The organism is Pedobacter folensis, from assembly GCF_056490665.1.
Genome location: NZ_JBWJIF010000002.1, coordinates 458871 through 473392, shown reverse-complemented (window position 1 = coordinate 473392; position 14522 = coordinate 458871). Strand labels below are relative to the sequence as shown.

Annotated in this window: 18 protein-coding genes; 14 read left to right on the top strand and 4 right to left on the bottom strand. The window is 39.0% G+C overall.

All coding sequences use genetic code 11. The annotated features are described in order from the left end of the window. The first annotated feature begins 21 nt into the window (after window positions 1-21). The 9 genes from lpxD to AC04QZ_RS10600 all read left to right on the top strand — a co-directional run bounded on the left by lpxD (window position 22) and on the right by AC04QZ_RS10600 (window position 7001). Window positions 22-1098 carry a UDP-3-O-(3-hydroxymyristoyl)glucosamine N-acyltransferase gene (lpxD, locus tag AC04QZ_RS10640; protein WP_086548525.1) on the top strand — a complete coding sequence of 359 codons (1077 nt, stop codon included), beginning with the start codon at window positions 22-24 and terminating at the stop codon, window positions 1096-1098. Further along, window positions 1088-2500, top strand: coding sequence for a bifunctional UDP-3-O-[3-hydroxymyristoyl] N-acetylglucosamine deacetylase/3-hydroxyacyl-ACP dehydratase (locus tag AC04QZ_RS10635; RefSeq protein WP_478357750.1), 1413 nt, complete (start codon window positions 1088-1090; stop codon window positions 2498-2500). The genes lpxD and AC04QZ_RS10635 overlap by 11 nt, the downstream gene beginning before the upstream one ends. After that, window positions 2500-3285 (top strand): acyl-ACP--UDP-N-acetylglucosamine O-acyltransferase, encoded by a 786-nt coding sequence (lpxA, locus tag AC04QZ_RS10630; RefSeq protein WP_025141731.1) that lies wholly within the window; start codon window positions 2500-2502, stop codon window positions 3283-3285. The genes AC04QZ_RS10635 and lpxA overlap by 1 nt, the downstream gene beginning before the upstream one ends. Window positions 3286-3358: 73 nt before the next feature. After that, on the top strand, window positions 3359-3826 hold the full coding sequence (locus AC04QZ_RS10625; protein WP_478357749.1) for a GNAT family N-acetyltransferase: 468 nt from the start codon (window positions 3359-3361) through the stop codon (window positions 3824-3826). Between the two features lie 13 nt (window positions 3827-3839). Further along, window positions 3840-4466, top strand: a complete 627-nt coding sequence (locus AC04QZ_RS10620) for an ABC transporter ATP-binding protein (RefSeq protein WP_478357748.1) — start codon at window positions 3840-3842, stop codon at window positions 4464-4466. 437 nt (window positions 4467-4903) lie between these two features. Then, a complete protein-coding gene (efp, locus tag AC04QZ_RS10615; protein ID WP_055904075.1) occupies window positions 4904-5464 on the top strand; it encodes an elongation factor P in 561 nt (186 codons plus the stop codon). 131 nt (window positions 5465-5595) lie between these two features. Next, window positions 5596-6156: an elongation factor P gene (gene efp / locus AC04QZ_RS10610; protein WP_086548521.1), complete on the top strand. Its 561-nt coding sequence runs from the start codon at window positions 5596-5598 to the stop codon at window positions 6154-6156. A 123-nt stretch (window positions 6157-6279) separates the two neighbouring features. Continuing rightward, window positions 6280-6840: a 5-formyltetrahydrofolate cyclo-ligase gene (locus AC04QZ_RS10605; protein ID WP_478357747.1), complete on the top strand. Its 561-nt coding sequence runs from the start codon at window positions 6280-6282 to the stop codon at window positions 6838-6840. Window positions 6841-6842: 2 nt separating this feature from the next. Then, window positions 6843-7001, top strand: a complete 159-nt coding sequence (locus tag AC04QZ_RS10600; RefSeq protein ID WP_478357746.1) for a hypothetical protein — start codon at window positions 6843-6845, stop codon at window positions 6999-7001. Between the two features lie 116 nt (window positions 7002-7117). On the opposite strand, the gene AC04QZ_RS10595 is transcribed toward AC04QZ_RS10600, so the two are convergent. The 4 genes from AC04QZ_RS10595 to AC04QZ_RS10580 form a co-directional block, all read right to left on the bottom strand. Then, on the bottom strand, window positions 7118-8098 hold the full coding sequence (locus tag AC04QZ_RS10595) for a formimidoylglutamase (protein ID WP_478357745.1): 981 nt from the start codon (window positions 8096-8098) through the stop codon (window positions 7118-7120). After that, a complete protein-coding gene (gene hutI / locus AC04QZ_RS10590) occupies window positions 8091-9329 on the bottom strand; it encodes an imidazolonepropionase (RefSeq protein ID WP_478357744.1) in 1239 nt (412 codons plus the stop codon). Before hutI ends, AC04QZ_RS10595 begins: the two co-directional genes overlap by 8 nt. Before the next feature lie 91 nt (window positions 9330-9420). Then, window positions 9421-10188 (bottom strand): exodeoxyribonuclease III, encoded by a 768-nt coding sequence (locus tag AC04QZ_RS10585; protein ID WP_478357743.1) that lies wholly within the window; start codon window positions 10186-10188, stop codon window positions 9421-9423. 381 nt (window positions 10189-10569) lie between these two features. After that, window positions 10570-11298, bottom strand: coding sequence for a peptidylprolyl isomerase (locus tag AC04QZ_RS10580; RefSeq protein WP_478357742.1), 729 nt, complete (start codon window positions 11296-11298; stop codon window positions 10570-10572). A 94-nt stretch (window positions 11299-11392) separates the two neighbouring features. Between AC04QZ_RS10580 and AC04QZ_RS10575 the strand changes: the two genes are divergently transcribed. The 5 genes from AC04QZ_RS10575 (at window position 11393) to AC04QZ_RS10555 (ending at window position 14410) form a co-directional block, all read left to right on the top strand. Further along, on the top strand, window positions 11393-11794 hold the full coding sequence (locus AC04QZ_RS10575) for an HYC_CC_PP family protein (protein WP_478357741.1): 402 nt from the start codon (window positions 11393-11395) through the stop codon (window positions 11792-11794). A gap of 115 nt (window positions 11795-11909) precedes the next feature. After that, a complete protein-coding gene (locus AC04QZ_RS10570) occupies window positions 11910-12446 on the top strand; it encodes a heavy-metal-associated domain-containing protein (RefSeq protein WP_478357740.1) in 537 nt (178 codons plus the stop codon). 1 nt (window position 12447) lies between these two features. Continuing rightward, a complete protein-coding gene (locus AC04QZ_RS10565; protein ID WP_478357739.1) occupies window positions 12448-13260 on the top strand; it encodes a hypothetical protein in 813 nt (270 codons plus the stop codon). A gap of 86 nt (window positions 13261-13346) precedes the next feature. Continuing rightward, a complete protein-coding gene (locus AC04QZ_RS10560) occupies window positions 13347-13850 on the top strand; it encodes a DUF3347 domain-containing protein (protein WP_478357738.1) in 504 nt (167 codons plus the stop codon). Then, window positions 13850-14410, top strand: a complete 561-nt coding sequence (locus AC04QZ_RS10555) for a helix-turn-helix domain-containing protein (protein ID WP_478357737.1) — start codon at window positions 13850-13852, stop codon at window positions 14408-14410. Before AC04QZ_RS10560 ends, AC04QZ_RS10555 begins: the two co-directional genes overlap by 1 nt. The last annotated feature ends 112 nt before the right edge of the window (window positions 14411-14522 follow it).

Sequence of the window (14522 nt, the reverse complement as noted above, 5' to 3'; positions counted from 1 at the left end):
TTTAACATATACCTTTGTACGATGCAATTTACTGCCACGCAGATAAGTCAGTTTCTAAACGGTTCCATTGATGGTAACCCTGACGTAGCCGTTACCGAACTTTCTAAAATAGAAGACGGAAAGGAAGGCTCTTTGTCTTTTCTTTCGAACCCTAAGTATGAAAACTTCTTGTATTCTACTCAGGCTTCTGTCGTTATCGTTTCAAAGGACTTTGCGCCTACCCAGCCTTATACCAGTACCTTAATCAGGGTTGAAAATCCTTATAGTGCTTTTACGATTTTGCTGGATAAATATAACGAGGCGGTAAACGCACAGGCAGCACAATCTGGAATTGATAAGCTGGCTTTTGTGCACCCAACAGCAAAAATTGGCAAAAATGTATTTATCGATGCCTTTGCCTATGTTGCCGAAAACGTAGAAATTGCAGATGGATGTAAAATAAATGCGCAAACTTTTATTGGCGCTAATTCTAAAATCGGCAATAACAGCACTTTTTTCCCTGGTGTAAAAATTTATCACAACTCGGTAATCGGTAGCAGGGTTGTTATCCATTCCAATACTGTTATCGGAAGCGATGGTTTTGGTTTTGCACCGCAAAAGGATGGCACCTACAATAAAATACCACAAATCGGAAATGTCATTATCGAAGATGATGTAGAAATTGGGGCAAACACAACGGTTGACCGTGCAACAATGGGATCAACAATTGTGAAAAAAGGTGCAAAAATCGACAATCTGATCCAGATTGCGCACAATGTAGAGATTGGCGAAAACACCGTTTTAGCTGCACAATCAGGTATATCAGGCAGTACAAAAATTGGCCCTAACAGTGTTGTTGGCGGACAAGTGGGTATAGCCGGGCACTTAACGTTAGCTAAAGGCACCCAAATTGGCGCGCAGGCCGGTATCAATTTTAATATTACTGAAGAAAATAAACAATGGCATGGTAGTCCGGCGCAACCACTGCGCAACTGGATGCGTGCCTCCGTAATTTTCAAACATCTTCCAGATGTAGAAAAAAGAATAAACGCGCTCGAAGAGGAATTGAAAAAGCTTACAGCTGAACTGGAAAAGAATACAATACACAATGAACGTTAGACAAAAAACGATTAAACAAGAAATATCAGCATCTGGTGTTGGTTTACACACAGGCGCTAATGTTACTTTAACATTTTGCCCGGCCCCCGAAAATCATGGCTTTAAATTTCAGCGTATTGATTTAGATGGCCACCCGATTATCGAAGCCGATGCAGATAACGTTACAGATACCTCAAGAGGTACTACGCTAACCCAAAATGGAGCCAGCGTAAGTACTGTAGAACACGTAATGGCATCTTTGATTGGTATGGACCTTGATAACGTGCTCATTAAATTAGACGGACCAGAAACACCCATTATGGATGGCAGCTCTATCCAGTTTGTTGATTTGCTGGAAGAAGTAGGTTCAGTTGAGCAAAATGCAGATCGCGAGTATTTCACCATTCCACATAACATTACCTATACCGAAGAAGATAGAAAAGTAGAAATTGTAGCCATGCCGTTAGACGATTATCGTTTTACGTGTATGATTGATTATAATTCTCCTGTTTTGGGCAGCCAGCATGCCGGCATTAATACCATTGCAGAGTTTAAGAAAGAAATTGCTTCTTGCCGTACTTTCTGCTTTCTACACGAACTGGAATACCAATTATCTCACAATTTAATTAAGGGTGGCGATTTAAATAACGCCATTGTAATTGTAGATAAAGAAGTTACGAAAGATGAATTAAGCCACCTGGCTAAATTATTTAATCGTAAAGATATCGATGTTGCCCCTCAGGGGATTTTAAATAACATGGAACTGCGTTATCAAAACGAACCTGCCCGTCATAAATTATTGGATATGATTGGCGATTTGGCTTTGGTTGGGATGCATTTAAAAGGCCATATTATGGCGGCCCGTCCAGGCCACGCAGCAAACGTTGCTTTTGCAAAAAAGATTAAAGCAGCCATTAAAAAAGAGAAAAACAAAAAAATACAAAAGGTTTACGATCCCAGTGCAAAACCATTATATGACGTAGTTCAGATTATGGATATTTTGCCTCACCGCCAACCATTTTTATTTGTTGATAAAATACTAGAGCTTTCAAAAAACCACGTGGTAGGCGTTAAAAACGTAACCATGAATGAGGAGTTTTTTAAAGGTCACTTTCCTGGTGCACCGGTTTTTCCTGGTGTAATTCAAATTGAGGCTATGGCTCAAGTTGGTGGTATTTTAGTGTTAAGCACCGTTCCAGATCCTAGAAATTATTTAACCTATTTCTTAAAAATAGATAACGTACGCTTTAGAGCTCAGGTTTTGCCTGGCGATACTATTGTTTTCCGCTGCGATTTACTTGAACCCATCAGAAGGGGCATTGCCCAGATGAAAGGCGTGGGTATGGTTGGCGAAAAAATCGTTGTCGAAGCCGAAATGATGGCTCAAATCTCAAAAGTTAAACAAGCAGAACCCGCTCAATAATGATACAACCTTTAGCATATATACATCCTCAGGCAAAAATTGCCGAAAACGTGGTAATTGAACCCTTTGTAGTGATACATAAAGACGTTGTAATTGGAGAGGGAACATGGATCGGATCGAACGTGACCATTATGGATGGCGCACGTATCGGTAAAAACTGCCGAATATTTCCTGGTGCTGTTATTTCTGGCGAACCGCAGGATTTAAAATTTGCAGGCGAAATTACGACTGCAGAAATTGGCGACAATACCACCATACGTGAGTGTGTTACCATTAACCGTGGTACTAAAGACAAATGGAAAACCACTATCGGTAGCAATTGTTTAATTCAGGCGTATTCGCACATCGCGCACGATTGTGAGGTTGGCAATAATTGTATTTTCTCCAACAGCACCACATTAGCTGGCCACATTACCATTGGAAACAATGTAGTTTTGGCAGGCTTGGTGGCTATACATCAATTTGTTAAAGTGGGTTCATATGCTTTTGTAACCGGTGGTTCATTGGTGCGTAAAGATGTTCCTCCTTATGTTAAAGCGGCCCGCGAGCCACTTTCTTATGCGGGTATTAACTCTGTAGGTTTACGTAGAAGAGGTTTTACCAACGAGCAGATTGACGAGATTCAGGAAATTTACCGTGTACTTTTTGTAAAACACAATAATGTAACCAAAGCTTTAGACATGATCGAAGCCGAATTTAAACCTACTGAAATCCGTGATGAAATTGTAGATTTTATCCGCAATTCTAACCGTGGGGTAATGAAGGGCTTCGGAATGGGAAGCTAATTAAGGTAGCAGGCTGAAGGGTTTAAGGTAGAGGGTGAAACCCATTGCCTTGACCAAATTCTAATAAATATTCATGAGTGATTTAACGCTAATCAGGACCAATTCAGACGATACCGATTTTAGGAATTTGGTTGCTTTATTGGATAAAGATTTAGCGCTTAGAGATGGTGATGACCATGCGTTTTATGCTCAATTTAATAAAGTCGATACCATTAAAGAAGTGGTTGTCGCCTATCAAAATGGAAGCCCTGTTGGTTGCGGTGCTATAAAGCCTTTTTCAGCAACTGAAGCCGAGGTTAAAAGAATGTTTGTACACCCGGATTACAGAAACCAGGGCATAGCGGCTAAAGTTTTAAATGAATTAGAAAGCTGGGCTACAGAACTCGGTTTTGCGGCATGTGTTTTAGAAACCGGCAAGAAACAGCCCGAAGCCATTGCGCTTTATCAAAAGATGGGTTATCACATCACCCCCAACTACGGACAATACATTGGCGTTGATAACAGCGTTTGCATGTCTAAGCCACTTAACGCTAAACCCTAAACGCCCGGCACAAATGAACATCACTTTACAAAATGTTGGCAGAAGGTTTAATAAAGAGTGGATTTTCAGGAATTTAAGCACTGAATTTTCTTCTGGCAATAGCTACGCCATATTAGGACCTAACGGCTCTGGTAAATCAACCTTATTAAGTGTGCTGACGGGCAGTTTATCCCCTTCTGAAGGAGAAATCTCCTTCTCAGACACCAAAGATATTCCTGTAGAGAACATTTACCAATACATCAGTTTGGCAGCACCGTACCTCGAATTGGTGGAAACCTTCACCTTAAGAGAGATCATCGATTTCCATTTTAAATTCAAAAATTTTGCCTTAGGCCTTGATACTAAAAAGCTTATCGGCATATTAGGACTGGAAAAAGCAACCAACAAAGAAATTAAATACTTTTCATCGGGAATGAAGCAAAGAACCAAACTAGCTTTGGCCTGCTGCACTGATACGCCAATTTTATTTTTAGACGAACCAACGAGCAATTTAGACGTTCAGGGAATAAGTTGGTACCGCGAACTCATCGAAAATTTCGGAAAAGACCGCTTAACGATAATTGGTTCGAATCAAATACAGGAATACGACTTCTGCACAAATCAAATACAAATATCAGATTATAAGCTATTTAACGCTTAAAACCACCCCTTACAAAACGTCTGTTTTGTCATACATTTGTATTAAAAATAAATTTTTAAAAAAATATTTTGTAATTGATAAATTGTTCTTACCTTTGCACCACCAAAAAGAGAAACAATTATTAATTTATCTCTTTAAGTAAAAGATCATATTTTCCGCATTGAGGAATTAAAATATATAGCCTGATAAGGCAAAAGAGTTTTTCATAGTTTAGTTTGAGGTTTAGGTTGATTATGCCTTTGGAGTGGTTCCCAAAGGCATTTCTTTTATACCAATAATTCGTCATTGAAAGAGGGCTTTTTCAGCCGACAGCTTGTCCCGACCTTTCGGAAAGTAATCTACTTAAAAGACGGTCTTCACTGGCAGACTACTAATATCCATTCATTTTTTTAACTTTGGTGCTCAAAAATTAACAAAACAATATTCACTATTATAAAATGGCAAAGGCATCAGAAGTAAAAAGCGGAAATGTGCTTCGTTTTAACGGAGAGTTGGTAAGTGTAGAAGAGTACATCCACCGTACTCCGGGAAATTTAAGGGCGTTTTATCAGGCGCGTATGCGCAATGTAAAAACCGGAAAAATTGTAGAATACCGTTTCCGTACCGATGAAGAGGTGACCATTTGCCGTGTAGAAACCAACGACTATCAATATCTTTATGAAGACGGCGATTATTTAGTGGTGATGGACAACAACACTTTTGAGCAGTACAACATCCCTAAGTTGCTTTTCGGAAACTCCATTAAGTTTTTAAAAGAGGGTATGAATGTAACCATCGCTTTTGAAAGTGATGAACCGATTGTTGCACAGCTCCCTAACAGTGTAGAGTTAGAAATTACCTATTCTGAACCCGCTGTAAAAGGCGATACTTCTACCAGTGCACAAAAATACGCCACTGTAGAAACCGGAGCCGAAATCAGGGTACCCTTGTTTATTAACCAGGGCGACAAGGTTAAGGTTGATACTAAAACCGGCGAATATATGGAAAGAGTAAAATAGTATAACCGGGGTTCTAAATCTCCTTAAACCCTAAGCCTTATACCATAAAGCTTTATAGGTTTTTATCAAAATAATTTTACCTTTGCCGTCACGAAAAACTGAAATATAAATCCAATTTAGGATCATACAATATGGCAAAAGCATCAGAAATTAAAACAGGTAACATCCTTCGCATCAACAACGAACTGGTTACTGTTGACGAATGGAATCACCGTACACCTGGAAAAGGCGGCGCATTTTACACTGGTAAATTCCGTAACATTAAATCGGGCAGAATTGTTGAAGCACGTATGAATACCGACGAGGCTGTAGAAATCTGCCGCGTTGAAACCAACGATTACCAATATTTATACGAAGAGGGTGACTATCTGGTTGTAATGGACAATAATAGCTACGAGCAGTTTAACGTAGAGAAAGCTTTATTTGGTTCGGCTATTAAATTCTTAAAAGAAGGCATGAACATTATTGTTTCTATGGAAAGTGAAGAAGCCATTATGGCTCAATTACCAAACTTCGCTGAATTCGAAATTACTTATTCGGAGCCAGCAGTTAAAGGTGATACTTCTACAAACGCACTAAAAGCGGCGACATTAGAAAATGGTGTTGAAGTGAAAGTTCCGATGTTTGTAAATCAGGGCGATAAAATTAAAATTGATACCCGTACCGGCGAATACGTTGAACGCGTAAAATAATTTGATTAGAACACAAGAAAAGCCCCTGAAGTGAATGTTTCAGGGGCTTTTTGGTTTCTGCATTTAGACCTGTAAAAACAACCTGCTTCGCTATCTTGTTATAAAAACATAAATTTGAATATTATGTTAAAAGCCGAAATCAGAAAGCAAGCCTTAAAAGATAGATTATTACTGAGCGACGCAGAATACGAAAACCTGAACGAAGCGCTCTTAAATGAGTTTAAAACGCTCGATTTTAGCCAAATTAAAACCTTACATATCTTTTTACCCATTACAGAAAAAAAAGAGCCCAATACTTTTTTACTGATCGAATGGCTCAATAAAAATCACCCCGAAATTAAAATCATTGTACCTAAAGCCGATTTTGAAACTGCATTAATGACCAATCATGAATATTTGGGTGTAAACGATTTAAAGAAAAACCTGTATAACATCCTCGAACCGCAAAAGGGGAACCTGCATGAGGGCGAGGTAGATCTTGTTGTTGTTCCGCTTTTAGCTTTTGACAGGCAAGGTTATCGTGTGGGTTATGGCAAAGGCTTTTACGATCGTTTTTTACAGCATATAAATGCTCAAAAAATAGGCTTATCTTTGTACCCTGCTATTGAAAAAATCGATGATGTAAATGAACACGATATCAGATTGGATTTTTGCATTACGCCAACAGAAATTATAAATTTTTAAGCATGCCACCAGAAATCGTTATCAAAACCGAAAAACAATACGAAGACAATATGATTGCGGTATTCGAGTTACAGGAAAAGGAAGAATTAACCGCCGAAGACCTGAAACAAATCGAACTGATGTTAAAGGCAGGAGAAAGATACGAAGCGGAGCATTTGTAGGCTACCCCGTGAATCGTCATCCTGAACTTGTTTCAGGATCTACTTCCAGGGCATAAGCCTCTCAATTAATAAAAACAAGAAAGACCCTGAAATAAATTCAGGGTGACGCGCTTAGATTAATGCGCCTTAATAAAATCACTTACCAAATAAGCAACCAGCTTAGACGTGAGTTTACTCACCCTTCCATCCAGCATCCGGGTGGCACCTTCACTGAGGTGCAAATAAGAAAATTTCTTCGCACTGGTTAAAATCAACTTTCTAATATCATTAACCGCAAAACCAGATGGGGTTTCGGCGCTGGAAAGCACATTTTGAACACAATCTAAATCGATCTCCAAACCAGCAACCGATCCTATTTCATTCACCAGGTTAGTAAAATCAGCTCCAGTTAAAATATCATCATAAAATACAGCCTTAAGCTTTGGGTTTGTATCTATTTGATTTAAAATGGCTTCATTATTATAGTTTTGATGCAAGCCATACATTAAATAACTGTTCAGGTAATTTTCCTTTAACGCATAAGAAAAACCATTGCCACTATGCCTACCTTCCAATTCTCTTAAATCTGCATGTGCATCAACATTTAAAACCATTATAGGGCTTTTATGGGCCAAAGAAGTACCCTTAATCATCGGGTAGGCATTATTGTGTCCACCACCAATTACAACAGGTATTTTACCCGCGGCTACAATTTTCTCAATTACGGGATAAACCAGGTCATCAATCTGTGCTACTTTGTGGCGCAAACCTTTTAGCGAAGAATCTTCAGGCTCATCGATTTCGAAATGCCCTAAAACCAAGACCTCCTTCCCATTTAAAAAGCGGTTGCTCTGGATATTTAAAAAAGCCACTAAACCTGGTTTCCACATCGAGGCTGCACCTGCAATACCTAAGTTTGCACGCACGCCAATATCTTCTGGAATACCTAAAAGGACAAATTTAGCGCTGCTGGCTTTTAATCCTTCTACCGAAATTCCAGCCGTTGATGAAGAATCTCCAGAGTATACATTAACCCTTTCACCCAGTTTAGTTTCACCATCACGAGTGATAATTAAATGATCGATGTCGCCCTGCGAATATATTTTAAGGTTATCCATTATAAATTTCACCGTTTAAAATAACCGTTTCTATCTGCGTTTCACCAAAGCTATATGGCAAATAGGCTATGGAAGGCATCGGCTTAGTTATAAACAGGTTCGCTTTTTTCCCAACAGTAATGCTTCCATAATTTTCACTGATCTCCATCGCAGCTGCGCCATTTAACGTTGCAGCATTTATCGCCTGTTCAGGGAACATCTTCATTTTAATGCATCCCAGTGAAACCACAAAATTCATATTTCCTGAAGGTGTTGAACCCGGATTGTAATCAGTAGCCAAAGCAACCGGCAAATCGGCTTTAATAAAACTTTTGGCATCAGCAAAAGGAATACCTAAGTAAAACGAGCAAGAAGGGAGTAATGTTACAATGGTATCAGCATTTCTTAACGCTTGGATCGTTTCTTCATCGCTTTCTTCGAGGTGATCAACCGAAATGGCTTTATTTTGCACAGAAACCTCTACTGCGCCCGAAACGGAAAGCTGATTGGCATGTACTTTTGGTTTCAATCCATATTTTGCACCCGCCTTTAATACCTGCTCGGTTTCTTCTACAGAGAAAAATCCCTTTTCGCAAAACACATCAATATAGTCGGCCAGTTTTTCTGCTGCTATTTGAGGTAACATTTCATGAACGATTAAATCGATGTAAGCCTGATGATTGTTCTTAAATTCGGCAGGATAAGCATGGGCAGCCAAGAAAGTTGCCTTGATAGGAATCGGGAACTGATCTTTCAACCTGCGGATTACCCTGAGCATTTTGATTTCGCTGTCTGTGGTTAATCCATATCCGCTTTTAATTTCAACGGCCCCTGTTCCCTGGAGGATCATTTGTTTTAACCGCACAGATGCACTTTCAAACAACTCATCTTCCGAAGCTTTTTGGAGTTTATTGGCCGAATTTAGAATCCCCCCTCCTGCAGCGGCAATTTCCTCATAACTTTTTCCCTGGATTTTCATGGCAAACTCCTCTTCGCGTGAGGCCGCAAAAACAATGTGTGTATGGCTGTCGCACCAGGAAGGAAAAATGTATCTGCCTTCAGCACTGGAAGATGGAAGATGGGAAATGGAAGATGGAAAATTATCCATCTCACCGAAATCTTTAATCAGGCCATCTTCAATTAAAAGCCAGGCATTTTCGAGAATAGGTAAGTGATCCAGGTTATTGCCACGGAGCACCGTTATGTGTTTGGGATGCAGGCCTACGAGGCCTTTTATATTTGTGATTAGCATTGGTTAGATTGAAGGTTAATTGTTTAAACGGTATAAATTGGTTAATCGGGTTTTGGTTACAATTAGCCGAATTAACCAGTTACCCAAATACTTAATCGATCTCTAAAAGAACCGGACAATGATCCGAATGGATCGCATCGGGTAAAATTTTAACATTTTTCAGGCGGTTTTCCATAGGCTTAGTGGCTAAATGGTAATCGATCCGCCAACCCAGGTTCTTCCCTCTAGAGCCCGCACGATAGCTCCACCAGGTATAATGGTGAGGGTCTTTATTAAAATGACGGAAGGTATCAATAAAGCCATTATCCAAAAACAACTGCATCCACTCCCGTTCTTCTGGTAAAAAACCTGATGAATTGGCGTTCGATTTAGGGTTATGGATATCGATGGCGGTATGGCAGATATTGTAATCGCCACTGACAATTAAGTTGGGGATCTCTTTTCGCAATTCTCCGATGTACACATCAAAAAAACGCATAAATTCATACTTTTTAACCTGACGTTCATCTCCGCTTGAGCCAGATGGCATATAAAGGCTCATCAAGGAAAAATCGTCAAAATCGGCTCTTAAAATCCGTCCTTCTTTATCTATCCATTCCTCACCGCAGCCAAATTCGATATGATTGGGTTTAATTCTAGTCAGAATGGCTACGCCACTATATCCTTTTTTTTCAGCAGGGAACCAATAATGATGGTAGCCGAGCTGCTCAATCAGCGCAATAATTTCTGGAATCTGCAATGGCAAGGCCTTTACCTCTTGTAAACAGACCATATCAGCGTCTGTAGCCTGTAGCCAGCCAAAAAAGTTTTTGGTACTTGCCGCCCTAATCCCATTAACATTATAGGAGATGATTTTCATTTAGTTAAGTGTGTTTTCGATAACGATGAAGCCATCATGATTTTCGTAACATATGATCTGTTTATCATGATCTTCTCATTCAGTAAATTTCAATTGTTGTGGGCGGTAAATTTAGAAATTAATTGAATAAATGCTTAGTAATTGAAGTTCAATTAATCATATGTACTCAGAAAGCTATTTTAGTGATTGATTCAAGCAGCCTGCAGCCTGAACTTATTTCTGGTTCTTTACAGATAAATATTGAAACGTGTTATCGAAGATGGATGTCTATAGAAAAATCGTCATCTCGACTGAAGCTTCGCGAAATGGAGAGATCTACAATAGATTTCTCGACTGCGTTGTACTCCGCTCAAAATGACGATAATTGTTAACAAAAATTACTTAAGACCCCATAATCATTTTATCTTTCAAAGATCCCTGTAACAACTGCTTCTCTAACTTCTTGGCCGCTCTTCTTTTCAATATTGCAACTTCCATCTTCACGTCCTGTTTGGGACGGTTGTTTTTATCCGTTGCCAGAACCGCTATTTTATCAACCATATCCAAGCCAACCACTATTTCGCCATAAACGGTATAGTTCCGATCTAAATGAGGCGTACCGCCTATGGTTTTATATACCTCACGCTGCCACTCAGGAATTTTGAATTTCAGACGTTTTTCTTCTACATTATCCAATTGCTGATCGGTAAAAACTTTTCCCTGAACCAGGTAAAACTGACTACCACTCGATGCCTTGGCCGGATTAACATCATCACCTTCTCTGGCCGCAGCCAAAACGCCCTTTTTATGAAACAAACTATCATTAAACTCTGCCGGAATGGTATATTTAGGCCCACCCTCTCCAAGTAAGGAATCGGGTTTTGCATTTTTAGAATCCGGATCTCCACCCTGAATCATAAAATCTTTAATCACCCTATGAAATAAAACACCGTTGTAATAGCCCTTTTTCGTTAATTTCAAAAAGTTATCACGATGTAGCGGCGTTTGATTATATAGCCTAACGATGCATTCTCCAAATTCGGTTTTAATGCGTACATATTGGTTTTTAGGCTTCGCTGCAAAAGCCGAAAGTATTGAAAAGGCACAAAGGAATAATAATATTTTCTTCATTTGACTGGTGTTTAAGGCTAAAGTAAGCTAAAAAATGAAATTCAATAAATAATTGCTAGCATTATTAGATATTTTTTACTTTACCTTTGTATTAATGAAGTTAAAACAAAAAATAGCACTTTCTTTGGCTGTATTCTATGCAGTTAGTGTTATGGGTTTGGCTTTAAGTCTCCATTTCTGTGGAGGCAAACTAGAAAACGTTAAACTTTTTAGCAATGAAGTTTCCTGCAAATTCTGTGAGGAAATTCCGGCCGAAAAGAAAGATGACGGATGTTGCAAAAATACCCAGGTAACGGTAAAAGTTAAAGATAGTCACCAGGCAGAAGCACAGTTACAAATGCCGAAGTTGTTTTCTATCCAGCTTTTCCTTCATCCTCCGATTTTAGAATTTCTGACCAACATTACCCCAAGGTTTTTCAGTAAAATTTCGAATAAAGCGCCGCCACTCTCCTCGCGGGTTGCGTTGCATATTTTCAATTGCATTTTTAGGAATTAGGATTTCTAATCTCTTCGTCATGCTGAACTTGTTTCAGCATCCATTTTGCTATGTGCCCCCTGAAATGAATCCAAGGGAGACGACATCTTAAAAATTATTCTAATTCAAAAAAATCATGAAAGCAATAAAAATATTCAGCATCATTATGCTATTCTTCGCCGCTAATGTTTCGGCACAACAAATATCTTCAGCAGATTTACAGGTAACCGGTTTAACCTGTTCCATGTGTTCGAATGCAACACAAAAATCCTTAGAAACCCTAAACTTTATCAGTAGTGTAAAACCCGATTTAAACAAAAATACTTTTGTTTTAACCTTTAAAAAAGATGCCAGTATCAATCTCGACATGGTTCGCAAAAAGGTTCAGGATGCTGGTTTTTCGGTTGGTGGTTTAACGGCAAGTTTCAATTTTAACCAGGTAAAAATAGACGATAAAGGTCAGGCAGTGGTTGATGGCACTGTGTACCGTTTTGTAAATGCTAAAAGCAAAACACTTAACGGAACGGTAAAAGCCAGTGTGGTTGATAAAAACTTTATTTCTGGTTCGGCATTTAAAAAACAAGCCACAACCGCTAATTCTGATGCCTACGCGAGTGGTACCGGTGTAGTTAACGGAAAAAAAACGCGCATTTACCATTTAGTTCTTTCTTAAGATGAGAAAGATATTCGTATTGGCGTTGATGATGATCGGCGCCTATACCAATGGTTTTGCACAAGAACTGTATGTATTTACCGAACCTGCCAGTAATATGCCAACCAAATCGATTGGTGTAAGAATTACGAACGAAGGCATGTTCAATAATCCAGGTTTTGTAAGCAGAACCATTCCGGAAGTAATGATAGGTTTTAATAAAAACCTGATGATGCATGCTCAAGGTTTTATGTCTGATATGGATGGCCGATTTCGTTTAGAAGGCGGAAGCTTATATGCGAAATATCGTTTTCTATCCCTTGATGGTGCCCAGAGTCATTTCAGGGCCGCAGCTTTTGGGAGGATAAGCACAAGTAACCGCCCTAATTTTACGAGAGATATTAATTTAGAGGGAGATAACACGGGATGGCAAACAGGCCTAATTTTCACGCAGCTCTTGCACAAATTAGCGCTTTCGGCAACGCTGGGTTATGCTGATGCCATCATTACTGACAAAGTTTTGAGGTTAAATACACCTCAGCCTGATAAAATGCTTTCGTACAGTTTATCATCGGGTTATTTGGTTCTACCCATAGTTTACAAAGATTATAAGCAGCCGAACTTTAACGTATATTTAGAACTACTGGGCAAAACCGATCCAGGTAGTGGCCAATCTTATTTGGATATCGCCCCTGCCCTACAAGTGATTTTGAACAGTACCACCCGCATCGATTTAGGCTATCGCTTTCAGGCGACGGGTAACATGGCTAACCGGTACACCAAAAACATGTATCTGCTTCGGGCAGAATTTAATTTCTTTAACGTTTTAAAATAACTCTAAAAAGATGAAACGATATGGCTTTCATATTAAACTGAACATAAAACCATGATCGTTTCATTACCATTAAAAGCAATAAAAAAATGAAAAAAATATTAGGAATAGTTGCCATTATGACGATTGCAACAACAGCGTTCACCTACGCACAAAGCAAAACAGATGTAACCCTAAATCAGGTACTAACGGCTTATTACGATGTAAAAAATGCCTTAGCAACAGATAAAAAAAACTTAGCCATTGAAAAAGTAAAAATTTTATCAACAAAGGTAAATGCTGTAAACCATAAAGATTTACCAGCAGATCAGCACAAAGTATTTATGGAACAAGCAGCCATCATTAAAAGTAAGGCGGCACAGCTTGCGGGCTCTAACGATATTAAAACACAGAGAAAAGCTTTTGAAGGGATTTCTTATGCGATGATTAAAACCTTAAAGGGTCTAAAATTTAATAGCAAAACCGTTTACGTTCAACATTGCCCAATGGCTAAGGCAAGCTGGTTAAACGAAAAGGAAAACATCGAAAATCCATATTATGGAAGTATGATGTTCGATTGCGGGGACGTTGCTGAAACCATAAAATCAAAATAATGAAGCTGCATATCAAAAACATGGTATGCAACCGCTGTAAAATGGTGGTTAAAGCTGAGCTGGAAAAGCTTGGCTTTAAACCATTATTGGTTGAACTGGGTGAAGTTACTTTAGTCGAAAATATTTCTTCGGAGGATAAAATCAACATAGCAGAGCGCCTGACCCATTTCGGTTTCGAGCTGCTGGCGGATAAAAAAACCCAGATTGCAGAGCAGATTAAAACGGCTATTATTAACCTGGTCCATTACACCAAAGAGCCATTAAAAATTAACCTATCTGCTTATTTAAGCGAGCAGGTAAAAATGGAGTATACCAGTTTGAGCAGTATTTTTTCAGAAATAGAAAATCAAACCATTGAGAAATATTTCATCGCGCAAAAAATAGAAAAAGCAAAAGAAATGCTTACCTATGGCGAGCTTACCCTGAGCGAAATTGCCTATCAGCTAAATTACAGCAGTGTTGCGCACCTGTCAGCACAATTTAAAAAAGTAACCGGAATTACACCTTCGGTTTATAAAGCGGCATCTACCGACAGCAGGAAAATGCTTGACGAGATATGATGAGAGGTAAAATGGAAGAGGTAAGATGGTAAATGGTTAAATAGATAATAGTTGATAGCCTTTGGCCATGAACCATAAGACCATCAGCTATTAACCACAACAATTTCTTACC